The organism is Gluconobacter wancherniae NBRC 103581 (assembly GCF_007988885.1).
Taxonomy (GTDB): domain Bacteria; phylum Pseudomonadota; class Alphaproteobacteria; order Acetobacterales; family Acetobacteraceae; genus Gluconobacter; species Gluconobacter wancherniae.
On record NZ_BJUZ01000001.1, the window covers coordinates 41,829 to 64,084 of the forward strand.

20 protein-coding genes are annotated in these 22,256 nt (G+C 54.0%); 15 read left to right on the top strand and 5 right to left on the bottom strand.

Features of this window, described 5'->3' with window-relative positions; translation table 11 throughout:
- The first annotated feature begins 196 nt into the window (after nt 1-196).
- Both GWA01_RS00210 and GWA01_RS00215 read left to right on the top strand, forming a co-directional pair.
- The gene (locus GWA01_RS00210; protein WP_222592692.1) at nt 197-1,486 is read left to right on the top strand and encodes an aspartate aminotransferase family protein; all 1,290 of its coding nucleotides are present in this window, start codon (nt 197-199) and stop codon (nt 1,484-1,486) included.
- Between the two features lie 24 nt (nt 1,487-1,510).
- Nucleotides 1,511-1,918 carry a tautomerase family protein gene (locus GWA01_RS00215; RefSeq protein ID WP_146792887.1) on the top strand — a complete coding sequence of 136 codons (408 nt, stop codon included), beginning with the start codon at nt 1,511-1,513 and terminating at the stop codon, nt 1,916-1,918.
- A 34-nt stretch (nt 1,919-1,952) separates the two neighbouring features.
- Here GWA01_RS00215 and hydA read toward each other — a convergent pair whose 3' ends face one another.
- Entirely contained in the window at nt 1,953-3,371 is a 1,419-nt protein-coding gene (gene hydA, locus GWA01_RS00220; RefSeq protein ID WP_146792889.1) for a dihydropyrimidinase, read from the bottom strand.
- A gap of 100 nt (nt 3,372-3,471) precedes the next feature.
- Between hydA and GWA01_RS00225 the strand changes: the two genes are divergently transcribed.
- The 7 genes from GWA01_RS00225 to GWA01_RS00255 all read left to right on the top strand — a co-directional run bounded on the left by GWA01_RS00225 (nt 3,472) and on the right by GWA01_RS00255 (nt 12,609).
- Nucleotides 3,472-4,152, top strand: coding sequence for a TetR family transcriptional regulator C-terminal domain-containing protein (locus GWA01_RS00225; RefSeq protein ID WP_146792891.1), 681 nt, complete (start codon nt 3,472-3,474; stop codon nt 4,150-4,152).
- 157 nt (nt 4,153-4,309) lie between these two features.
- The gene (locus GWA01_RS00230) at nt 4,310-5,653 is read left to right on the top strand and encodes an NAD(P)-dependent oxidoreductase (RefSeq protein ID WP_229316022.1); all 1,344 of its coding nucleotides are present in this window, start codon (nt 4,310-4,312) and stop codon (nt 5,651-5,653) included.
- A 3-nt stretch (nt 5,654-5,656) separates the two neighbouring features.
- Nucleotides 5,657-6,937, top strand: a complete 1,281-nt coding sequence (preA, locus tag GWA01_RS00235; RefSeq protein WP_146792893.1) for an NAD-dependent dihydropyrimidine dehydrogenase subunit PreA — start codon at nt 5,657-5,659, stop codon at nt 6,935-6,937.
- A 50-nt stretch (nt 6,938-6,987) separates the two neighbouring features.
- On the top strand, nt 6,988-8,250 hold the full coding sequence (locus tag GWA01_RS00240; RefSeq protein WP_146792895.1) for a Zn-dependent hydrolase: 1,263 nt from the start codon (nt 6,988-6,990) through the stop codon (nt 8,248-8,250).
- An 11-nt stretch (nt 8,251-8,261) separates the two neighbouring features.
- Nucleotides 8,262-8,546 (top strand): hypothetical protein, encoded by a 285-nt coding sequence (locus GWA01_RS00245; RefSeq protein WP_146792897.1) that lies wholly within the window; start codon nt 8,262-8,264, stop codon nt 8,544-8,546.
- Between the two features lie 26 nt (nt 8,547-8,572).
- A complete protein-coding gene (locus GWA01_RS00250) occupies nt 8,573-9,991 on the top strand; it encodes an NCS1 family nucleobase:cation symporter-1 (RefSeq protein WP_146792899.1) in 1,419 nt (472 codons plus the stop codon).
- A 176-nt stretch (nt 9,992-10,167) separates the two neighbouring features.
- Nucleotides 10,168-12,609 carry a TonB-dependent receptor gene (locus GWA01_RS00255; RefSeq protein WP_146792901.1) on the top strand — a complete coding sequence of 814 codons (2,442 nt, stop codon included), beginning with the start codon at nt 10,168-10,170 and terminating at the stop codon, nt 12,607-12,609.
- 75 nt (nt 12,610-12,684) lie between these two features.
- Here the strand turns inward: GWA01_RS00255 and GWA01_RS00260 are convergent, their stop codons facing one another.
- The 3 genes from GWA01_RS00260 to GWA01_RS00270 are packed head-to-tail and all read right to left on the bottom strand — an operon-like array spanning nt 12,685 to nt 14,396.
- Complete coding sequence (locus tag GWA01_RS00260; RefSeq protein WP_146792903.1) at nt 12,685-13,818, bottom strand: nucleoside hydrolase; 1,134 nt, start codon at nt 13,816-13,818, stop codon at nt 12,685-12,687.
- Between the two features lie 22 nt (nt 13,819-13,840).
- Nucleotides 13,841-14,047: a hypothetical protein gene (locus tag GWA01_RS00265; protein ID WP_146792905.1), complete on the bottom strand. Its 207-nt coding sequence runs from the start codon at nt 14,045-14,047 to the stop codon at nt 13,841-13,843.
- Nucleotides 14,025-14,396 carry a hypothetical protein gene (locus GWA01_RS00270; protein ID WP_186819409.1) on the bottom strand — a complete coding sequence of 124 codons (372 nt, stop codon included), beginning with the start codon at nt 14,394-14,396 and terminating at the stop codon, nt 14,025-14,027. The genes GWA01_RS00265 and GWA01_RS00270 overlap by 23 nt, the downstream gene beginning before the upstream one ends.
- Nucleotides 14,397-15,128: 732 nt before the next feature.
- Here GWA01_RS00270 and GWA01_RS00275 point away from each other — a divergent pair.
- From GWA01_RS00275 to GWA01_RS00300, 6 genes are all read left to right on the top strand, one after another.
- Complete coding sequence (locus GWA01_RS00275) at nt 15,129-15,947, top strand: DeoR/GlpR family DNA-binding transcription regulator (protein WP_146792907.1); 819 nt, start codon at nt 15,129-15,131, stop codon at nt 15,945-15,947.
- A gap of 283 nt (nt 15,948-16,230) precedes the next feature.
- Nucleotides 16,231-17,589, top strand: coding sequence for an L-serine ammonia-lyase (locus GWA01_RS00280; RefSeq protein WP_146792909.1), 1,359 nt, complete (start codon nt 16,231-16,233; stop codon nt 17,587-17,589).
- 220 nt (nt 17,590-17,809) lie between these two features.
- Entirely contained in the window at nt 17,810-18,748 is a 939-nt protein-coding gene (locus GWA01_RS00285; protein ID WP_228118402.1) for an ABC transporter permease, read from the top strand.
- Nucleotides 18,745-19,728 carry an ABC transporter permease gene (locus GWA01_RS00290; RefSeq protein ID WP_146792911.1) on the top strand — a complete coding sequence of 328 codons (984 nt, stop codon included), beginning with the start codon at nt 18,745-18,747 and terminating at the stop codon, nt 19,726-19,728. The genes GWA01_RS00285 and GWA01_RS00290 overlap by 4 nt, the downstream gene beginning before the upstream one ends.
- Nucleotides 19,718-20,671 carry an ABC transporter ATP-binding protein gene (locus tag GWA01_RS00295; protein ID WP_146792913.1) on the top strand — a complete coding sequence of 318 codons (954 nt, stop codon included), beginning with the start codon at nt 19,718-19,720 and terminating at the stop codon, nt 20,669-20,671. Before GWA01_RS00290 ends, GWA01_RS00295 begins: the two co-directional genes overlap by 11 nt.
- A complete protein-coding gene (locus GWA01_RS00300) occupies nt 20,668-21,603 on the top strand; it encodes an ABC transporter ATP-binding protein (protein ID WP_146792915.1) in 936 nt (311 codons plus the stop codon). Before GWA01_RS00295 ends, GWA01_RS00300 begins: the two co-directional genes overlap by 4 nt.
- Nucleotides 21,604-21,609: 6 nt before the next feature.
- Here the strand turns inward: GWA01_RS00300 and GWA01_RS00305 are convergent, their stop codons facing one another.
- On the bottom strand, nt 21,610-22,224 hold the full coding sequence (locus tag GWA01_RS00305; protein WP_146792917.1) for a LysE family translocator: 615 nt from the start codon (nt 22,222-22,224) through the stop codon (nt 21,610-21,612).
- Nucleotides 22,225-22,256 lie beyond the last annotated feature (32 nt).

A 22,256-nucleotide genomic window follows, 5' to 3' on the forward strand; every position in this document is an offset into this window, starting at 1 on the left:
ATACAGTTTAGCCCCATATTCTCACAACTGTATATATTCAGTTTGATTTATATCCGCGATAATATCGTTCGCATGTGACGGATCCGGAACGACGACCGGTAAGGAACACACCTATCATCAGTCTGTGAGGCGTATCGTGTCGAAACTGACCAATGAGTTTGACTGTGTTGAAACCATCAGGAAGGGCCCATACTGGATGCCCTTCACCGCCAATCGGAGAGTAAAAGCCAATCCTCATGCCCGGCTTTTAACGTCTGCAAAGGGGCCATATTATTATACGGCTGATGGCACAGAGCTTTTTGATACCCTTTCTGGGCTCTGGTGTTCCCCACTTGGCCACGCACATCCGAAGATTGTCGAGGTCCTAAAAACCCAAGCGGAAAAACTTGATTACGCCCCGCCGTTCCAGATGACGAACCCGCAGACGGTCCATCTGGCCGAACGCATTGCCAATCTTGCACCGGCCGGTCTGGAGCATGTTTTTTTCGCCAATTCAGGCTCCGAAGCTGTCGATACGGCTTTAAAGGTCGCGCTTGGCTATCATCGTCTGCGTCATGAAGGGCAGCGCTTTCGCATGATCGGGCGGGAGCGGGGCTATCATGGAGTTGGGTTTGGCGGAATGTCCGTGGGTGGCATCGTGCCAAACCGAAAAATGTTTGCTTCCGGGATGATGCCTGGCGTGGATCATTTGCGCCATACCTACAGCTCTGAGCACATGGCGTTTTCACGCGGTCAGCCCAATTGGGGTGCGGAGTATGCAGAGGATCTGGAGCGCCTTGTCGGTTTGCATGACGCATCGACTATTGCGGCTGTTATTGTCGAGCCGGTTCAGGGATCAACAGGCGTTATTGTGCCACCTGTCGGATATCTGCAGAAATTGCGTGAGATCTGTACGAAATACGGCATTTTGCTGATTTTTGACGAAGTCATTACGGGTTTCGGGCGCATGGGAGAAAACTTTGCGGCCCAGCGTTTTGACGTAAAGCCGGATATGATCACTTTTGCAAAAGCCGTCACTAATGGAATTATTCCGATGGGCGGCGTTATTGTGACGGATGAAATCTACAATACCTTCATGACCGGCCCTGAAAACGCTGTCGAATTCGCGCATGGCTACACTTATTCCGGCCACCCCATGGCCACGGCTGTTGCTCATGCCGTTCTGGACGTCATGGAGGAAGAATCCCTCTTTGCACGTGTCCGTACATTGGAGCCGGTTCTGGAAGATGCAGTTCATGGATTGCGGGAGCTTTCTTCAGTGAAGGACGTACGCAATATCGGGCTGACGGCAGGTGTGGATCTTTGTTCCGCTGATGGTGCGCCGGGCGCTCGAGGGCTTGCCATTTTCGAAAAAGGTCTGCGCGAGGGGCTTCTTCTGAGATGCACTGGCGACACCATCTCTTTCGGCCCTCCCTTTATTTCCACACCAGATCAGCTTCGCGGAATGATTGATGGGGTCCGCCGTCTCATCCAGTTCGTTTCCTGAATTTAGAAAAACAAGGACAAGACTATGCCGTTATTGCACTTTCATCTTATTGAAGGTCGTACCGATCAAGAAATAAAAACACTTCTCGACGCTGCTCATGAGGCCATGTTGGAGGCATTTAATGTCCCGCGTGGCGACCGATATCAACTGGTTTCGGAGCATAAGCCTTCACGGATGATCGTCGAAGACACTGGACTGAACATCCCACGGACCAAAAACGTTGTGCTTCTTCAGATGTTCAGTCGTCCCCGCGGAGAAGAAGCCAATGCACTCTTCTATCGATTGCTAGTGGAGAAGCTTGAACAAGCGTGTGGGATTGCATCATCTGACGTCATGATTGCTGTTGTTGAAAACGAAGATGCACACTGGTCGTTCGGCTATGGTCGCGCTCAATTTCTGACGGGAGAACTGGGCGCAAAAAAGCCGGACTGACTTCGGCTTCATATCCTTTCCTGATACTATGAGGTCAGGAAAGGTTTTTACGTTGCATGGTGGCCTGCATGTCGGGGCTGAAGCAGGGGCGTTCCACGTATTTTCCCGCACCACGCGTAACGCGCAGATCGCCATTTGCCCAGACGATTTTCCCGCTGCTGATGGTGTAACGTGCCAGCCCGGTCAGCGTCATGCCTTCGTAGATATTGTAATCAACGTTCTGGTGATGCGTGGCTGCGGAAACGGTCCGGCTGGCCGCAGGGTCCCACAAAACAAGATCTGCATCTGCGCCTGCCGACACGCTCCCTTTGCGCGGATGAATGTTGAATATCTTGGCCGTGTTAGTGGATGTTACGGCTACAAATTCTTGTGGCGTTAGCCGACCCGAACGTACGCCATGGTGCCACAGCACACTCATCCGATCTTCAATGCCGGGCGTACCGTTGGGAATTTTGGTAAAATCGTTCAGGCCCTGCTCTTTTTGTCCGGCACAGAAGCAGCAGTGATCAGTGGCCGTAGTCTGTAGTTGACCGGAAGCAAGTCCTGCCCAGAGTGCCTTCTGGTGGCGTTTGGGCCGGAATGGGGGGCTCATGACATGCTGGGCGGCGCCAAGCCAATTCGGATCTGCATAGACGCTATCATCAATTACAAGATGCTGCGCCAGAACTTCGCCATAGACACGTTGGCCACGCGCTCGGGCTGCTGCAATTGCTGCTGTCGCTTCTTCTGTCGAGACGTGCACGATGTAGATTGGTGCGCCAAGTAGACCCGCAATCGCGATCACACGCTGCGCCGCTTCTCCTTCAACTGACGCCGGGCGAGAGAGCGGGTGTGCCTCCGGGCCTGTCATGCCTCGCTTCAGAAGATCAGCTTGCAGATAGGCCACGGCATCCCCGTTTTCTGCATGGACATTGCACAACGCCCCCAGCTCAAGCGCGCGGCTGATGGAACGCAGAAGCACGTCATCGTCGACCATGAGAGCATTTTTATAAGCCATGAAGTGCTTGAAGGAATTGACACCGCATTCCCTGGTCAGCGTTGCCATGTCTTCATGCACTTTCTCGTCCCAATGCGTCACGGCTACATGGAAGGAATAATCGGAGACAGCCTTTTCGCCTTTGCGGCGCCATTCTTTCCATGCATCGAGAAGGGAGGTTCCGCGTTCGGGAATGACGAAATCGATAATGGTTGTCGTTCCACCAGCGACGCCCGCAGAGGTTCCTGTGTAGAAATCGTCACTCGCGATTGACCCCATGAACGGCATTTCCATGTGGGTGTGTGGGTCAATACCCCCCGGCATGACCAGAAGCCCCCCGGCGTCCAGAATAGTGCAGCCCGATGGTGCTTCCAGATTATGGCCGACAGCAGAAATTTTTCCTTCGTCGTCACATAGAACATCGGAGCTTTGAGAGGTTTCAGCTGTCACGACGGTGCCACCACGGATCAGAAGCATTGGGTTTTCCTTTGAGACGAGACAGTTACGATTATTATTTTTCGATGTTCCAAGGAGTCAGATCTTGCCAGGATCGAGGAAAGGCTGGAACGATGTTTCTATGAACGAGATACTTTCCGCGCGCGGCATATCCGACAGTAGGTCTTCCCAGAAGACCCGCCCGGGCGTGCCCAGACAGGCGGCGGAGGCGACTATTCTTGCGGCGGCTGAGCGCGTGTTTGGGCAGCACGGATTTCGGGGCACGAGCATGAACGAGATCGCCCAGGAAGCGGGAGTCCCCAAGGCAAACATTCACTATTATTTTGGTACGAAGGAAGAACTTTATCGGAGTGTTCTGGAAGGCATCATGACTTTCTGGTTGCACGATGCCGATTACTGGCTGGTACCTGAGCGCCGGGCTTGCGACGGGTTTGAGGGCTATATCCGTGCGAAAATGATGTTCTCCCGAGAGCGTCCTGATGCCTCCCGTATTTTTGCATATGAGCTTTTGCAAGGAGCGGGGAATATTCACCATTATCTCTCTACGACTCTGCGGGAGCATGTTGCGAGACGCGGGCAGACATTTGCAGTCTGGGAAGAAGATGGGCAGATGCCTCGTGTTGATCCCGCGCATCTGATGTTCGCAATCTGGTCAATGACACAGGCCTACGCAGACATGAGCGCCCAGATGAATGCGGTAATTGGCAACGCGCATCTCCTTGAATCTGATTTCGAAACAGGACTGCAAACGATCCTGCGCCTCGTTTTGGGCTTTTGCAATGATGTGGCAGGAAAATCGTGAGATCGGCAATGAAATTTCTCCCGCCTGAGTGTGGGAAAATGAATGTTGCTAAAGGTACGATGTAATTTTTTGACTATTTGGTCAAGTTTACGTTGCGGAATCGGTCTGACTTCAGTCATGTTGTGTCAAGAAATGCACATGGTGGAGATTTCTTTTCGTGGATCATTCCCAGAGTATCGCCGCAAACCGCCTACCGCCGGACGTGCTGGCAAGAAATTTTTCAGATGCGCATCCGCCTCTGACGGCAGCTCAGGCTGTCATTGAAGCGGACCGGTGTTATTTCTGTTATGACGCTCCGTGTATTGAAGCTTGCCCGACCGGGATCAATATTCCCGGGTTCATAAAAAAGATCTCATCTGGAAATGTTTCGGGTTCCGCTCGAACTATTCTGGAGTCTAATATTTTTGGTGGCTCCTGCGCCCGCGTCTGTCCGACTGAAATCCTCTGCGAAGACAAATGCGTTCGCAATACGCAGGAAGACCGTCCTCTGCAGATAGGTGCCCTTCAGAGGCATGCCACAGACTGGCAGATGCAGAAAATGAAGCAGCCGTTTGCTCGCGCTCCTCTGACGGGTAAGCGTGTGGCAGTTATTGGCGCAGGGCCTGCCGGATTGTCCTGCGCTCATCGGCTTGCAGTGCATGGTTACGATGTCACGGTGTTCGATGCGCGCCCCAAGGCTGGCGGTCTGAATGAATATGGCGTCGCCGCGTATAAGCTTGCGGATGAGTTTGCGCAGAAGGAAGTGGATTTCGTTATGTCCATCGGTGGCATTACGATTGAAGCAGATATGAAGCTTGGACGCGACATGACGTTAGCCTCATTGAAAGCTGAATTCGACGCAGTTTTCCTCGGCATTGGGCATGCTGGTGTCAGGGCTCTCGGGATTACGGGAGAGCATCTTGATGGCGTAAGAAACGCTGTGGATTTCATTGAAGAACTTCGGTCGTCTCCAACCAAGTCGGATGTCGCGGTGGGAAGACGTGTGGTCGTGATCGGTGGGGGAAATACCGCGATTGATGCCGCTGTTCAGGCGAAGCGACTGGGTGCGGAAGAGGTTACACTGGTTTATCGGAGGGCTGCGGATAATATGTCTGCAACGACCGTGGAGCAGGAATGGGCCCAGACGAACAACGTCACGTTGCGCTACTGGTCTGCACCGGTTCGTATTGACGGGGACGGAGGTAAGATATCGTCCATAACGTTTGCACGCGGGCTGCTGAAGGATGGCCGACCAGTGTATGAATTGGGTGAGTACACACTCGCTGCGGACATGCTCCTCAAGGCAGTGGGACAGCTTTTTCTTCCAGATCCACTAGTGGATGATGAAATCCTGATCGAGGATGGCCGGATCAAGGTAGATGCCGAAGGGCGTACCACGATGCGCGGTGTTTACGCGGGTGGAGATTGTACGGCTGGGGAAGACCTGACGGTCGCCGCTGTGCGTGATGGTCGTAATGCTGCCGAAGCGATTAATGCTGATCTGATGATGGTGGGAAACTGAGCTATGGCCGATCTGAGCATCAATATTGCTGGTATTTGCTCTCCCAATCCTTTCTGGCTCGCTTCAGCGCCGCCGACTGACAAGGAATATAATGTTCGCCGGGCTCTTGAGGCAGGGTGGGGGGGCGTTGTCTGGAAAACGCTGGGTGAGGACCCGCCAGTTGTCAACGTCAGCAGCCGCTATGGCGCAACCCGGTATAACGGGCAGCGCATGGCGGGGCTCAATAATATTGAATTGATCACGGATCGGCCGCTTGCTGTAAATCTGGCCGAGATCAAGGCCGTAAAGAAAGACTATCCGGACCGCGCAATCATTGTCAGCATCATGGTCCCATGCGTCGAGGAAAGTTGGAAGCGCATCCTGCCGCTTGTGGAAGAGACGGGTGCTGATGGTATTGAGCTGAATTTCGGCTGCCCACACGGAATGTCTGAGCGGAACATGGGTTCCGCGGTAGGGCAGGTTCCGGAATATGTGGAAATGGTGACCCGCTGGTGCAAGCAGTATACGCGCATGCCGGTCATCGTGAAACTGACGCCGAACATCACGAATATCCTCAACCCTGCACGCGCGGCCCTTCGTGGTGGCGCGGACGCTGTGTCTTTGATCAATACGATTCAGTCTGTTGTGGGTGTTGATCTGGATGCGATGGCACCTATGCCAGTTGTGGGTGGTCTGGGCACGCATGGTGGCTATTGCGGTCCGGCCGTAAAGCCGATCGCATTGCGCATGCTGGGGGAAATCGCCCGGACGCCAGATACGTCCGTCCTACCGATTTCTGGCATTGGCGGGATTTCAAACTGGCGGGATGCTGCCGAATTTCTCGTGATGGGTGCGACATCTCTACAGGTCTGCACAGCTGCGATGCATTATGGTTTTCGGATTGTGGAAGACATGATCGATGGTCTTTCACACTGGATGGATGAAAAGGGCTTCGAAACGATTGCTGATGTAACGGGGCGTGCGATTCCGAATTTCGTAAATTGGAATCAGCTGAATCTGAAGTTCAAGACACTCGCGGCGATAGATCAGGATTCCTGCATCAAATGCGGCCTTTGCCATATCGCGTGCGAAGACACCTCACATCAGGCGATTTCTAAAAGCCTGCTGAATAACGAACGTCATTACGAGGTAATCGAAGAAGAATGTGTGGGATGCAATCTATGCGCGCATGTCTGCCCGGTGGACGATTGCATCACAATGGTACCGCAGCCCTTTGATGGCGTTCAGACATGGACCGAACACCCCAATAATCCGATGCGCAAACTCCCCGCTGAAGCCGGCTGATCGCCGGGCTCACAGCCAAAGCAGCACAATACCTACGACGGAGAACGACAATGAGCACACAGCAGTCATCTGGCGCGGTTGGCAATATCATTGTGGATGGGCAGAAGCTCTGGGATGATATTCTGGAGACCGCAAAATTTGGCGGAACAGCGAAGGGCGGCATCAAACGTCTGACGCTGACGCAGGAAGACCGTCAGGTGCGTGACTGGTTTACCAAGGCCTGTGAAGCTGTTGGGTGCAGTGTCTCGTATGATTCTCTGGGGAACCAGTTTGCCCGGCGCCCAGGAACGGATGATGCCCTTGCGCCGATCACTATGGGAAGTCATCTGGACACGCAGCCGACCGGCGGAAAATTTGACGGCATTATTGGAGTTTTGGGTGGGCTGGCGGTCCTGCGGACGCTCCATGAGACCAAGCGCGAGACCCGCCATCCAATCGAGCTGATCAACTGGACGAACGAAGAAGGCTCGCGTTTTGCACCTGCCATGCTGTGTTCGGGCGTATTTGCTGGCGTTTTTACGGAACAGGAAGCTCTCGATAAAAAGGATCGTGAGGGTATTCGCTTTGAGGATGCTCTTAATGGCATCGGATATCGTGGCGTGGCGCCGTGTGGAGATCATCCCGTTGCGGCATATTTCGAACTTCATATTGAGCAGGGGCCCATTCTTGAGGCCGAGCATCAGACAATCGGTATTGTAACCGGTGTTCAGGGTATGCGCTGGTATGAAGTCACGCTCAGAGGGCAGGATGCACATGCAGGCAGCACACCGATGCGTATGCGCGCCGATGCTTTGGTGACAGCTGCACGCATGATCGATGCAGTTCAGAAAATTGCGCTGGAAAATGGGCCAGACGCGGTGGGAACCGTTGGGCTTATTGAAAATACGCCCAATAGTCGGAACGTGGTGCCGGGAGAGGTATTTTTTACGGTTGATTTCCGCGATCCCGATGATGGCGTTGTTCAGAAAATGGAAGAGACATTCTATCGGATAGCGAATGACCTCGCGGAAAAGGCAGGTTTGACGCTGGAGCTGGCGCGCGTCTGGGATTCTCCTGCTGTTCATTTTGATGTCGAGTGTATTGCTTCCGTGCGGCGGTCAGCCGAAACACTCGGATACCCGGCCAGAGCCATCGTTTCAGGTGCTGGCCATGATGCTGCATATATGGCGCGGATTACTCCGACATCGATGATCTTTGTACCCTGTGCGGGTGGCCTCAGCCACAACGAGGCAGAAAGTGCGGAGTCCGATGATGTCACGGCAGGGGCCAATGTGCTACTTCGTGCCGTATTAGAAACGGATATGCGTCTTTGAAACGCTAAAAGATGACAGTAATGCCCAACCGGGGAACACTTCTTGCCTCAGCCCCCGCAGCCCTCATTACGCAGTGCGGAACGGCGATGGCAACTCCAATACGCCGAAAAGTCATTTTCGATACTGATCCTAGTATTGATGATGTCATGGCGGTTCTTTTCCTGCAGGCTGTGCCGGATGTTCAAAAGGGGCCAGCAAGTGCATGGGACAGCCGTCCATCTCAGAAAGTCTGCGTTGACGTGGATTCAGAGCACATGAAGGCGCTTTTTCGCCACACGCTACAGCAGGCATCCTGATTTTTCCAGATAACGGAGATACGTTCATGAAAGCAGCTTTTGCAGCGGATCTCTATAACGAGGAACTTGCCCCTGTTGCTCCGGAAAGGCGGAACTGGTCATGGCTCAACATGGCGACCGTCTGGATGGGCATGGTGCACAATATCGTCGCCTACGAGGCTGCTGCTGGTCTTATGGCCATTGGTCTTTCTGCCTGGGAATGCCTCGAAGTTGTCGCGGTGGCCTATGCAATTTTATTCGTGACAATGTGGTTCAATGCCCGTGCCGGGACGCGTTATGGCATCCCATTCTGTGTTCTGATCCGGTCTGCATTTGGCCCCAAGGGAGCTCAGATCCCGGTAATTCTCCGGGGTTTTTGTGCAGTCTTTTGGTTTTCGGTGCAGGCTTATGGGGCCACTCAGGCAATGGATGCCATTTTATCGACGCTGAGTGCGACATGGGCCAGTTTCAATGAATATATTCTTGGAATGCCTGAGAAACGCTGGGCTGCAATGGCAATTGTCTGGGCACTTCATGCATGGATTTCCAGTCATGGCGTCCATCGCATCAGGAATTTTGAACTGATTGCGGGCCCATTAGTGATTGTGGTTGGCCTTATGGCAACATTCTGGGGGCTGCATGTCGGGCATGGACTTGGCCCTCTTTTCTCCGTTCCATCCCACTTGCATGGATTAGCGTTTGTGGGGGCATTTGCGGTTGGTGTCACCGGTATGATCGGGATGTGGGCGACGTTTGCTGTGAATATTCCCGATCTGTCGCGTTTTGTACGCTCTCAGCGTGATCAGGTGATCGGTCAGGCAATTGGTTTGCCACTAACCGCCCTCGTTTTCACGCCTATGGCAATCATTACCACGTCCGCTACAGTCCTGCTCTTCGGGCGACCGATCTGGAACCCGACAGAGCTTTTGCTGGCACTTAATCAGCCAATGATTACGGTTATTGGTGGCGCAACCCTGATATTGGCGACGCTTTCGGTAAATGTTGTCGCCAATATTCTGCCAGCGTCATACGATCTTATAAATCTCTTTCCCCGCCATCTGGATTTCAGACGCGCCAGCCAGCTTGTTCTCATATTGGGCGTGTTTTTCGTACCGTGGCTATGGTTTGATCATGCCGCTAATATTTATCGGATGCTCGATATCATCGGTGGTACGCTTGGGCCGGTAACCGGCATCATGCTGGCGGATTATTATGTAATCCGCAGACAGGCACTCGATGTAAATGCGCTGTATCGGCATGAAGATATCTATGACGGTAACAGAGGCTGGCACCTCCCTGCGATTATTGCACTGCTTGTTGGCGCCGCTGTTACCTCCGCCGGAGAGTTCATCCCTGCGTTTCATTCTGTGGGTGCAATTGCATGGTTTGTGGGCGTTCTTCTGGGGTTTGGAATTTATGTCGCTTTGGCTCGCAAGGTTCCGATCCCAAGCGTATTAGGCATGTAACGATCGGTACATGAAGCTTTAATGAAGAAGTTATCTGTTTCGATGAAGAATCATTGTGGTCGTTAAGGCGGTTTGCTATCAATTTGACTGCTCAGTCAGCTTTGCAACAATCCAGCCCTGAGCAGACTGCGAAAAAAAGCCGCCGTTTGCTCGCTTTGGAAGGAAAACGCGTTTCCATGTCGCTTCCTTTTACCCGAACATGTTATGTGACGCTCCTTGCCGGTACTGCCCTTGCCAGCACCATTGCCCATGCCGCGCCAGCGCGTCATGCACATCGTGCTGCTGCTTCAACGGTCAGTAGCAAAAGCGCTCAGGGGAAAGCCAAGCCTGTAGCTAGCCCTCCCGTGGTTGCAGTCCAGCCGCGTCCCCATGATGTAACTGCCTCCAGCCAGGCCGAAGAAGTCAATGTTTCCGGCCGCAGTGCGCGTACGCGCTCTCCAGGTGGCGGATTGATGCGGGTCGAGACTGTGCCAAAAGCAGTGCAGACAATCACTCGTGACTTCATTGCCAAGCAGATGCCTTCCGCAAACGTGCAGCAGCTTATTGCTATGTTGCCAAGTGTGAACGTTTCGCAGCAGGACGCGGCTGGTCTGTATTCAGGTCAGGTCAATGTTCGTGGCTTTGATCAGAGCGAAGTCGGCTGGACACTGGACGGGGCCCCACTGAACGACATTGGCGGTGGGCAGTTCTATGCCAACGAAGTTCTGGAATCCGAAGATCTGGAGACTGTTTCTCTTCAGCCTGGGTCTGTCGATATCAACAGCCCGGTGGTGAATGCTTCTGCTGGCCTGACGAGCATGACCATGACCAACCCCACCACACGTGCAGGCGGTTTGATGGATGTTTCGTTCGGATCCTATGACACGTTCCGTCAGTTCTTGCGTCTGAACTCCGGCTATATTGGGAACAGCGGTATCAGAGCCATGTTCGCGTTCAGCCATACAAAGGGTAATCAGTGGCGTGGGGCGGGTCAGGCAGAGAAGTTCCATTATGATTTTAAGGCTGTAAAAGATTTTGATAACGGTAGCCACACGGGTTTGACGGTCTCGTATAATGATCAGGTCAATGATTCTTATTTAAATCCTAGCCTTACGCAGTACCTGAAATCCGGATATAGCAATAATTACGCGGCAGATTACGCAGGTGCGACCTCGGCGGGTGCTGCTTATTATAAATTGCACGTTAATCCGTTCCGAAATGTTGTTGCAGCACTTCCGACCCATATTGTGATTTCGCCCAAAATTTCGATCGATGATTCCCTGTATTTTTGGCATGGAATTGGAAACGGAACAGGCGCAGGCTTGGTCAATTCCTCAACCGGCCTCGGTAATCAGGCTGTTACGGTTGATTTGAATGGGGCGACTTCGGCTCTTGCGCTGACACCTTCTAATCAGGAGCAGTTTCGTACAGGCAACACGCTGTCCCTGCATTACAAACCAGATCGGCACAATGATCTGTCACTGGGGTGGTGGTACGAATATTCGAACCTCCTGCAGTATTCCCCTTATGGTCAGGTCAATCAGGCGACTGGGCAGCCATACAATATCTGGGGTACGGGTAATGTCATCAAGACGAGCACCGGGCAGGACTACAATGTCCGCAACTTCCTGACACTGACGCAGGTGAACATGCTGTTCATCGGCGATGAAATGAAATATTTTAATGATCGTCTTCATGTGACGCTCGGCTTCAAGGAAGCGATGGTCACCCGTCGGACCTACGATTACACACCCGGCACTACCTACAACCGAAATCTGCATAACGCCGAGCCGCTGCCACAAGTTGGCGCGGCGTGGAATTTCGATCATAAAAATCAGATCTATATTTCAGGAAGTACAAACTTTAGAATGCCCGCGAATACATCGCTGGTTGATTATTACGGTACCGCCAAGAAGCAAACCCAGATCGGTGGGGCCAGCAATCCTGAGTACACGATCGAGGAAGAACTGGGTTATCGCTACAACGGTGATGTCATTGTTGGATCGGTGTCCTTCTTCAACTACAACTTGTCAAACCGTCAGCAGTCTCTGAACTATTATCTGAATGGCGCATCTTACAGCCAGACTGTGAACGCCGGTGGCCAGACAACGCGCGGTGTGGACGTTCAGCTTAGTACGCGGCCAATCTGGCATCATTTGCGCCCATATGTGACGTTCGAATATCTGCACTCGACCATTGATAATAACATCAAGGCGGCTACCACGACGGGCACGACCGATTATCTTCCCACCAAAGGCAAGACGGCAATTCGCTCCCCTCATGAAATGGCTGGGATCGGTATTGATTATGATGACGGCAGTTTCTGGTTTTCTGGGCAGATCAAATATGTCGGGAAGCAGTATGCCACGTTCACAAACGATAGCTCCATCCCGCAATACATCACCAACAATGTAGGGCTAGGCTATCGTTTTCATAACGCCGGCTTCCTGAAGTCCCCGCAGATCCAGCTCAACATGCAGAACCTGACCGGCGCTAAATTCCGTAGCGGCGTTTATGGTTTCACAACCAATGCCAATGCCACCAAAGGCATTTATGGCGGCACGATCGCAGGGTCTGCGCCAACCTATTATCTTCAGGTACCATTCAGCGCGATGGTCACACTTTCCACCGGCTTTTAAGAGCCGAAGACGTTAAAAAAACCTGCTTTCCGAACGATGGAAAGCAGGTTTTTTATTTTGGATTTTGAGAAGAAATCAGGGCAGTGGTTTACCGCTCACCGGGTTCTGAGGGCGGTCAATCAGCTGCTTCAGAAGATTTTCCAGGCGCGGTACATCTACTTTTTGCACGACTGTGTTCTTCTGTTCTCCAAGTCCTGGTTCATAGCCCGGTGTCCATGACAAGACGTCGCCATAGGCTGCACCAAACTGTGCATTCACATCGATAAAGAGCTCTGCTTTCTTGGTGATGAGGCTTGGGTCCAGCCACACTGCAACAGCAATTTCATCCCAGAGCGGAAAGCCCCCTTTGTTCTGGCGGACCATATGCGCCACGGGCGTGTTACCTGAGCCAAGGCGCTTCACGAGCTCTGGTGAAAATTCGGTATCTGTTGACGGATCAGAAGGTACCATCGTGATATGGCGCCAGGGTGAGCGCAACACGATGCTCGCCGCATCCGGGTCGAAACGGAGGTTGAATTCGCGACGCGGGGAGTTGATGAATTCGCGCGCAAATTCGGCAGCAACCTGATCTTTCCGCGTTTGTTGGGGGTTCAAGCTGCCGCCCATATAGACCAGTTCCTTTGCAAGCCCTGCAAATTCCGGATCAAGGCGTTCTGCCAGTGCGAGATTTGTAAATGGACCCGTCGCAATGATGGTGACCTGGCCGGGGTAGCGATGCACCATACGGATCATAAAGTCCGCGGCACGTTCGCTTTCTGCTTTTTTGGTCGCATTGCCCTCGGGTAAATCGGGAACGACATCTGGACCATGATAAGGTGGAAGCGCCTGAAGTGTGGGTTCAACCCAGTGCTTCATCCAAGCGCCCTTCCACGTCAGCTTCCCATAGAGTGACTCCCAGCGCTCCGTCAGTTTTTCTGAGTTTACGAGCGGATAGGTTGCACCCGCCATAACGGGAATATCCGGGCGCCCCGCAATTTCAACGCCGCGCAGTGCTTGAGCAGTGGCCTGTTTTTGCCAGACATCACCAGACACGGTGGTAATGCCCAGAACTTCTACATTAGGTGCTTTGATGGCGAGCCATTGTGCGAGTGCGAAGCCATCGTCATCAAAAATGACCTTTCGGCTTTCGGCGCTTGCAACCTGCGTAAAGCCTAGCGTTGCGGCCGCCACGGCGAGGCCGAGCCATTTTTTGCCAGATTGTGTTCTCATTTTTGGCCTTCCTGCTGCCGGATCAGTGTTTTGTGTGTTCGCGCAGTGCTCTGACGACGCGACTGTCAGATTGCTGTTCAACCGCTGTCATGTCTTGTGTCAGGACGTGCCTGTGATCAACCACTTTGTGTCCGCCGATATACACGGCCTCGAGGTCGCGTTGGGAGGCCGCGAAGACGAGTGTCGCGCCAGCTTTCCCCGTTTTATCAATGATCTCGGGACTGGTCATGGTTGTCTGCTGTTGGCTGGATGCCGTGAACGAAGCGCATGCCAGATGCGAGTTCCGCTCTGAACTGCTGATGATCGACATTGTCTTTCTCTGAAGGTGCAGCACCCCAGTGATTGCTGTAGTTGAAATTGAAGGCTGTCGTTACGCCGTGCTGGAGATGGTCCAGAGCGCCGTCCAGTGTGAACCAGTGAAAATCCTCGGGTGTCGAGCGTGGATGAAGCATGAAGTCTGGGGGATGGATTTCCCGGATGGACAGTAATGATTGTGCCGCTTGCATCACGGTCATGTAGCCCAGAAACGGCTCTTTCTGGGTGTCTGCCATCGAAAAAATATAGGCGTTGCGAACCATAAGGGCGGTGTTAGGGTCTTTTGCCTATGCAGTGGCGTAGGTCAGAAGAGAAGCTGCGGCGAGCGCAAGGGCATTGCTGGTTTGAGGCAGTCGCATGCAACGGGTCCGGTCTAGTAGCAGGTAGACAATATGGTCTACCCGCTATCAGAGCAGGTGCGGTCGTTAATGGAAAGAACCGTATGCGTTTCGTATCAATCTGTCATGCAGGGGTGCTTCAGCTTACTAATATAGTTTACTACGTTGCATCGCGATCAGGCTCGTCTATGAACTGACGTGGCTAACTCTTGTTGTTCCTCCCCCCGTGTTGAGGGTCGAGGGGCGTAGAGTTATTGCGTTACACTCAGGCTGCACGGCGGACCCGTTCACATGAAAGGCGTTCATGATACCGGGCGATCAAGGCAAAGCTCATGATTTTTTAGTATGCGAGGAGCCACATAGTTTTTTTGGTAGCGCCTTCTCTTTCTTGACGACCTTCAGGTGTCACATTGCCATTGTTAAAATTAACATGGAAAAGCATAAATATATCAAAATAATGTTAGAATAATCATTAAAATTGTTATTATTGTCATTTGCGTGTGTTGGAATATGCAAAAATGCGCTAAGGTCAAGTCGTTATGTGGCAGTTTCCCGCACACGTCTGACATTTTATCAAAGCGTTACGAATATCGCCGCTCACGGATATGGTGTATTGGGCACTTCAGTGCTGAAGATGGACAAGGATCGATTCAAGACATGAGTGAGAGCCAGGGCGAACCTTATCCCACCCTGTCATCGGGCTCGGGAAAACGTCGGGATAATGCTTCGCGTCAGCAGCGTATTCTCGATGCGCTTTTCGAAGAAGGCAATGTCAGTATCGAGACTCTGTCCGAGCGTTTTGGCGTGAGCCGTATGACCATCCACAGAGATGCACATGCCTTGGCGCAACAGGGACTTATCGACAAATTTCACGGCAGCATCGGGCTTAAAAACCGTGCTGTCACGCAAAAGACTGTTAATTTCCGCAAGACCCGTGCCGCAGATCTCAAGCAGGACATCATCACGCGTGCCGTCTCGATGATCGAGCCCGAGCAAATTCTTGTTCTTGATGATTCCACGACGGTTGCGCAGATGCTGCCGCTGCTTCCGGCACTCGCGCCTTTGACCATCATTACCAATGCTATGGGCGTCATTCAGGCGCTGGCACCCTATCCAAATCTCAACCTGATCTGCCTTGGTGGAGATTACAGCGCGCCACGCAATGCTTTTTTTGGGCTCCTTTGCGAGCAGGCCGCGCGTTCAATTCGTGCCAACACGATGTTTCTTTCCACTTCTGTTATTCATAACGCCATAGCGTTTCAGAATGATCAAAACGTGGTTAAGGTCAAACGTGCCCTTATGGAAATTTCAGACCGCTGCATCCTTCTGGCAGACAGCACGAAGTTCCAGAAAGGTGGGTTGCATCGGCTCGCAGATCTGTCCGAGTTCGATCTCGTTCTGTCGGACACTCAGTTGAAGCCCGCCACGCGCAAGGCGCTGCTTCAGGCAGACGTAAAACTCGAAATCTGCGGGTGAAATAAAAAAGCCCGCCTCCACTCAGGGCTGGCTTTTTGTTGTGTTGATCCTCTGGGGCCACAGATCCGGAGGATACACTCGCTCAGACGCCTGCTGTGCGTCCCTGAGCGTGCATTGCGATCAGGCCCATACAAAGTGTGTTCAATTGTATGCCGAGGGAATCAATAATTTCATCTGAAAATTGAATATATCGAATTTTGAGAGTGCTTGGGCTGTGTAGGCATGGCCTTGTGATCCGTGTTACGGCCATGCGCTTCTGCCTTTTTGCCGGATGCTTCATTGCATGATCAGCCTGTTTGACATTTTCAAAGTCGGCATTGGGCCGTCATCTTCGCATACGGTAGGTCCGATGCGGGCAGCCCGACGCTTTATAGATGGGCTCGATGTGGAACTGGACGTGCACCATATAAAGGTGACGCTTTATGGTTCTCTCGCCTGGACCGGTCTCGGTCATGCGACCGATACCGCTGTCGTTCTGGGGCTTGCCGGAGAAGCCCCGGACACGATCGATCCCGATCAGGCAGAAGGCATTGTGGCTGCGATCACTACTGCTGGAATGATCAACGTGCGGGGACGACAGGTCAGGTTTGCACCGGCCTCTGACGTCCTCTTTGATTACGAGACCATCCCGCCTGTTCATCCCAACACGTTGCAGTTTCGGGCGCTGGATGAGCATGAGGCGATCGTCGCATCTGCACGTTATTGCTCGGTGGGTGGTGGGTTTATCGTTCCTGAGAATGTTGCCGAGACGACGTCCTATACGCTGCCTGACATGCCTCACGATTTCGCGGATGGTGCTCAGCTTCTGGCGCGGACAGCTGAAACGGGCCTGAGCATAGCCCGGATTGTGCTCGCAAATGAGAGCGCGCTGCGCCCGGCGCATGAAGTTGAGGCTTACCTGGATCTCATTATTGATACGATGATGGGATGTATCGAGCGTGGCCTTACACAAAGAGGGGCACTGCCTGGGAAACTGAAAGTACGTCGGCGTGCGGCAGCGCTTCATGAGAAGCTGCAGAGGAATACACTCCAGAACCAGCGTTCTCCCCACGAAGTTATGGACTGGGTCAGCCTGTTTGCCATTGCAGTGAACGAAGAGAATGCTGCGGGTGGCCGTGTGGTGACAGCCCCAACGAACGGGGCTGCAGGCGTTATACCGGCAACGCTTCGATATTACCGGGATTTTTGCCCTGGAGCGTCGCGGGAGGGAATGAGGGATTTCCTGCTGACGGCTGCAGCAATTGGTGGGCTATTCAAACTGAATGCATCCATCTCGGGCGCGGAAGTTGGATGTCAGGGGGAGGTGGGCGTGGCGTCGTCTATGGCGGCTGCGGGCCTTGCGTCAGTGCTGGGAGCCAATCCGTTACAGGTTGAAAATGCGGCGGAAATCGGGATGGAACACCATCTCGGGATGACCTGTGACCCGATTGGTGGGTTGGTGCAGATCCCCTGTATCGAGCGCAATGCGTTCGGGGCTGTCAAGGCGATCAACGCTGCATCTCTCGCCATGCATGGGGATGGGGAACATCATGTCTCTCTGGATCAGGTGATCAGGACAATGGCGGAGACGGGACGCGACATGAACCATCGTTACAAAGAGACGTCTCTCGGTGGTCTGGCGGTAAATTTCCCAGAGTGCTGACGGCGCGCTAGACCGGCTGCATGGCCGGATTTGATCAAGAATGTCTCCATAGCGTAACGTGCCTTGTGTCGTTCCCGGCGCATCTCGCGAAAGGACATGCTCTTTTCTGTCTCCGGGAAACGGCGCTGGCATCTGTTTTGCAGGATGCTGGATCAAGAGAGGCCATAAGGGCCAGGGATGGATCGTGCTGAAAGACCGCTCTTTACGCTGGCTTGATGGGTTGCGTGCCCGCAAGGGAACTGTCGCGGCCCTTTTTCTGCTAGCAGGGATTGTTCTGGCATCCCTGAGCGCTCCTCTCTACGCGGCAATGGTGGGGGTTGATCCATTTGCCTCAGATCTGGCGGGCACAACTCAGAGAGGTGGCCAGACGGTCGATCTGATGCAGCCGAACGACAATCCCCTCCACCTAGGCCTGACGCCACTAGGGCCGGACTGGCAGCCAGGACCCTATGCATTGGGTTCTGATTCTCAGGGGCGGGATGTGGCGGCACGCGTTCTGTATGGCGGACGAAATTCGTTGCTGATTGCAGCAACGGCATCGCTGTTGTGCCTGACACTGGCAGGAATGATCGGGATCTGTGCCGGGTATTTCGGCGGATGGGTTGATATAATCCTGTCGCGTATTCTCGATATCATGTGGGCCATTCCGGTTTACCTGTTCGCGATTTCGCTTTCTGTTGTGACGGTCGGGCACGGATTGCGTCTTGGACCCTTTGTTATTGGCGCTGACAGCCTGCTGATACCGATCGTTATTATCGCGCTGGTTTATGTGCCTTATGCCGCCCGTCCGCTGAGGGCCCGGGCTCTGAGTCTGGCGCAGGCCGAATTTGTCATGGCAGCGCGGGGAATGGGTGCATCCCATGGACGGATCGTGTTGCGCGAGATCCTTCCCAATCTGGCTACGACAATGGTGGTTCTGGGGCCGCTGGTCATGGCTCTGTGTCTTCTTGCTGAGTCTGCACTGTCCTTCCTCTCCCTTGGCGTGCAGGCACCAGCCGCATCATGGGGGTCTATCATTCAGGACGGGGAAGGATTGCTCTATACGCGACCTGCCGTGGCGATCGTTCCGGGTATCGCCATCGTTCTGACCGTGCTTGCGCTGAACGTTCTGGGAAATAGCCTGAGAGATCATCTTGATCCGAAAGGAGCAGGGCGATGATTGGCGCTTTTCTCTCCCGTGCGGGGCAGATGCTGCTTGTGATTTTCGGGATTTCGGTTCTGGTTTTCAGCATTTTCTTCGCAACGCCTGGAGCAGACCCGACGGCAAGGATCGCCGGGCGTGGAGCAAGCCCACAGGTCGTGGCGCGCATTCGTGCGGAATATGGCTTCGATCGTGCGTTGCCCATCCAGTATGTCCGCATGATGGAGAAGCTGTTCGTTACGCGTGATCTCACGTCTTATGTCGATCACGGGGAGCCTGTCGTGCCCGAAGTCATGGGTGCTGCGCCTGTTACGCTCTCGCTCGTACTCTGGGCAGCGTTTTTCTGGGTTGGTGGTTCCCTGCTGATTGGCGTGGCATCAGCGGTTCTGCGTGATAGCTGGATAGATAGAATCCTGATGGTTCTGGGGGTGATCGGGCTTTCCATGCCGGTGTTCTGGCTGGGGGAAGTGGTCAATCTTTTCACGCAGAGCCGATGGCATGACACCTGGATGTTCTCGTGGGTGCCTTCGCTTGGCTATGTCCCATTTAGCCAGAACCCATGGGGGTGGGCGAAGGCGCTGTTCCTACCATCATTGACGCTCGCTAGCTCCTTCATCGGGCTTTATGCGCGGGTGCTCCGTGCCGAGCTTCTGGGGGCCATGGGCGAGGATTCCATCCGTACCGCGCGGGCCAAGGGCGCCGGGCCTGTTCGCGTCTGGCTGTGGCATGGATTGCGACTGTCATGGCTGAGCTATGTCTCGCTTTTTGGGTTGGATTTTGCTCAGCTTCTGGGGGGGGGCGCATTGCTCACGGAAGTGGTTTTCGCTCTTCCGGGTGTCGGCCGCCTGACCTATCAGGGGCTGGCCACGCTGGATCTGCCTCTGATCATGGCAACCGTTATGTATTCTGCGATCTTCGTTGTTGTGGCCAACGCATTAATTGACGGTATCTATACATTGCTGGACCCACGGATCGCAGGAGGCCGCAATGCGCGCTGAACCGCTGCTTCAGATCCAGGACCTAAGGCTTGAACTTCCGGATGGACGGAGGCTGCTTGACGGCGTGACGCTTGATGTTGCTGCAGGTCAGTCACTGGGAGTTGTGGGAGAGTCCGGTTCCGGCAAGAGCCTGACGGCCATGAGTGTCATGGGGTTGCTGCCTCGCCTTAAAGCGAAGGGAAGCATCGTTTTCCAAAAGCACGAACTGCTTTCGATGCGGGAGAAAGAAAGGCGCAAACTCCGCGGGTCGCAGATGGCCATGATTTTTCAGGATCCGATGACCGCCTTTCTGCCAGTCCGCTCGATTGGCGCGCAGATCGACGAACAGATCCGCCTGCATCAACCCCTAAGCCGCCACGAAGCACGCGCACTGACCGTCAAGTTGCTGGAGCGGATGGGCGTGCCTGACCCTGAAATGGCCGCGAGGCGTTATCCACATCAGCTTTCGGGTGGTTTGCGGCAGCGTGCCATGATTGCCATGGCACTATCATGTTCGCCAGCATTGCTGATTGCCGATGAGCCAACAACTGCTCTGGATGTTACTGTTCAGGCACAGATTCTGGTGCTTCTGCGTACGCTGCGGGAAGAGGGAGCGGGCGTAATGCTCATTACCCACGATATGGGCGTTGTCGCGCAGAGCTGTACGCATGTTGCAGTTCTGTATGCTGGCGTTGTGGTTGAACGCGGCACAGTGGTTGATGTGCTTCAGCAGCCACTGCATCCTTATACGCAGGCTCTTCTGGCTGCCATTCCGCCCCTGGATGGCCCAAAGCCCGAGAGATTGCCAACCATACCTGGGCAGCCCCCCGTCCCGGAGGCACGGCCATCGGGATGCGTCTTTTCGCCTCGTTGCCCGAAAGTCCGACCAGATTGCGCCGTACGCCCTGACATGATCGAAATGGGAGAGGGCAGGCGCGTGGCGTGTGTTCTGTACGGAGCATGAGTATTCTGCTGGAAGCCCGCTCGGTTGAGAAGCATTACCGCCTCGGTGGCGGCCGCGTTCTTCAGGCTGTCGCAGGAGTGTCGTTACAGGTGCGTCGTGGAGAGGCACTGGCGCTTGTTGGTGAGTCCGGGTGTGGAAAATCCACTCTTGGGCGGACCCTGATTGGTCTGGGCGCGCCTACATCCGGAGAGGTTCTTTTTGACGGTGCGCGGATTTCGGGTCTTTCGGACCGAAGTCTGCGTCCCTATCGCGCCCGTATGCAGATGGTGTTTCAGGATTCCTCGGCTTCCTTCAATCCGCGTCGAACGGTTGGGGAAGCACTTGCCGAGCCTCTGAAAATTCATCGACGGACAGGCATTGTGGAGCGTGTTCATGAACTGCTCGATCAGGTGGGGATGTCGCGTTCAGTACTAAAGCGATACCCGCATGAGTTTTCGGGTGGCCAACGCCAGAGGCTGAATATCGCGCGTGCACTCGCACTCGGCCCCGAGTTGTTGGTCGCGGACGAGCCAGTTTCTGCACTGGATGTTTCCGTGCAGGCCCAGATCGTCAATTTGTTTGGAGATCTGCGCAGTCAGCTTGGTGTGGCGTGTGTTTTCATTTCGCATGATCTGGCCGTGGTTCGGCAAATGGCCGATCGCATTGCCGTCATGTATCTGGGGGGCATTGTCGAGCAGGGAGATGGCCTTGCAGTGTTGGGCGCTCCCGCGCACCCATACACAAAGGCCTTGCTCGATGCAGTGCCTCGTCCGGACCGCCCATTGCCACCCCCGCTCGCGGGGGATGTGCCCAGCCCGGTCAATCCGCCATCAGGGTGCCGGTTTCACACGCGCTGCCCGATTGCCCAGGCCCGCTGTGCGCAGGAGCGGCCCGAGTTGCGCGGGATCACGGGCGGGCGTGAAGTGGCGTGTCACTATCCGCTGGTAAGCTGAATGCTCTCAGTGATGCGCGTTTTCCAACATCAGGGGATAGAGTGACGCCACCAGAAGGACGGCCATTCCGTAATTGAAGCTGCGCAGAATGGCAGGCTGTCTCAGCCCTCTTTTCATTACTGCGCCGAAGCCGGCCCAGAGGCTGACAGAGGGTAGATTCACAATGCAGCAGATCAGGCAAACAATCAGCAAATTGAGCAGGTAGTTTCCCTGAGGCATATACGCGGAAACGATTCCGATCGCGATGACCCAGGCTTTTGGATTCACCCACTGAAAACCCGTTGCCTGCAGGAACGTGATCGGCCGGGATGTTGCACTGTTTTCGCTGCCTGATTTCGATGTGGCGATTTTCCATGCAAGCCAGAGCAGATACAGCGCGCTCGCATATTTCAGGACAGTATAAAGCTGAGGAACGGCCTCGAAGAGCTTGCCCAGACCCAGCCCTATAATACCAATCATGACGGAAAACCCGATGCTGACGCCCAGAATATGGGGAACGGTTTTGCGCATCCCATGATTGAGGCCCGAAGCCGCCAGCATCGTATTATTGGGACCAGGTGTGACGGACGCAACAAAGGCGAACACGACGAGGGGAGCAAAAGCCTGCCAAGAGGGCGACATGGCGTGGATCTTCCATTGCGGGGTTTGAACAG

Excerpts from the sequence above, each read along its gene's own strand:
- GWA01_RS00210 (WP_222592692.1), top strand. The coding sequence starts at position 197 with ATGCCCTTCACCGCCAATCGGAGAGTAAAAGCCAATCCTCATGCCCGG.
- GWA01_RS00215 (WP_146792887.1), top strand. The coding sequence starts at position 1,511 with ATGCCGTTATTGCACTTTCATCTTATTGAAGGTCGTACCGATCAAGAA.
- hydA (WP_146792889.1), bottom strand. The coding sequence starts at position 3,371 with ATGCTTCTGATCCGTGGTGGCACCGTCGTGACAGCTGAAACCTCTCAA.
- GWA01_RS00225 (WP_146792891.1), top strand. The coding sequence starts at position 3,472 with ATGAACGAGATACTTTCCGCGCGCGGCATATCCGACAGTAGGTCTTCC.
- preA (WP_146792893.1), top strand. The coding sequence starts at position 5,657 with ATGGCCGATCTGAGCATCAATATTGCTGGTATTTGCTCTCCCAATCCT.
- GWA01_RS00240 (WP_146792895.1), top strand. The coding sequence starts at position 6,988 with ATGAGCACACAGCAGTCATCTGGCGCGGTTGGCAATATCATTGTGGAT.
- GWA01_RS00245 (WP_146792897.1), top strand. The coding sequence starts at position 8,262 with ATGACAGTAATGCCCAACCGGGGAACACTTCTTGCCTCAGCCCCCGCA.
- GWA01_RS00250 (WP_146792899.1), top strand. The coding sequence starts at position 8,573 with ATGAAAGCAGCTTTTGCAGCGGATCTCTATAACGAGGAACTTGCCCCT.
- GWA01_RS00255 (WP_146792901.1), top strand. The coding sequence starts at position 10,168 with ATGTCGCTTCCTTTTACCCGAACATGTTATGTGACGCTCCTTGCCGGT.
- GWA01_RS00260 (WP_146792903.1), bottom strand. The coding sequence starts at position 13,818 with ATGAGAACACAATCTGGCAAAAAATGGCTCGGCCTCGCCGTGGCGGCC.
- GWA01_RS00265 (WP_146792905.1), bottom strand. The coding sequence starts at position 14,047 with ATGACCAGTCCCGAGATCATTGATAAAACGGGGAAAGCTGGCGCGACA.
- GWA01_RS00270 (WP_186819409.1), bottom strand. The coding sequence starts at position 14,396 with ATGGTTCGCAACGCCTATATTTTTTCGATGGCAGACACCCAGAAAGAG.
- GWA01_RS00275 (WP_146792907.1), top strand. The coding sequence starts at position 15,129 with ATGAGTGAGAGCCAGGGCGAACCTTATCCCACCCTGTCATCGGGCTCG.
- GWA01_RS00280 (WP_146792909.1), top strand. The coding sequence starts at position 16,231 with ATGATCAGCCTGTTTGACATTTTCAAAGTCGGCATTGGGCCGTCATCT.
- GWA01_RS00290 (WP_146792911.1), top strand. The coding sequence starts at position 18,745 with ATGATTGGCGCTTTTCTCTCCCGTGCGGGGCAGATGCTGCTTGTGATT.
- GWA01_RS00295 (WP_146792913.1), top strand. The coding sequence starts at position 19,718 with ATGCGCGCTGAACCGCTGCTTCAGATCCAGGACCTAAGGCTTGAACTT.
- GWA01_RS00300 (WP_146792915.1), top strand. The coding sequence starts at position 20,668 with ATGAGTATTCTGCTGGAAGCCCGCTCGGTTGAGAAGCATTACCGCCTC.
- GWA01_RS00305 (WP_146792917.1), bottom strand. The coding sequence starts at position 22,224 with ATGTCGCCCTCTTGGCAGGCTTTTGCTCCCCTCGTCGTGTTCGCCTTT.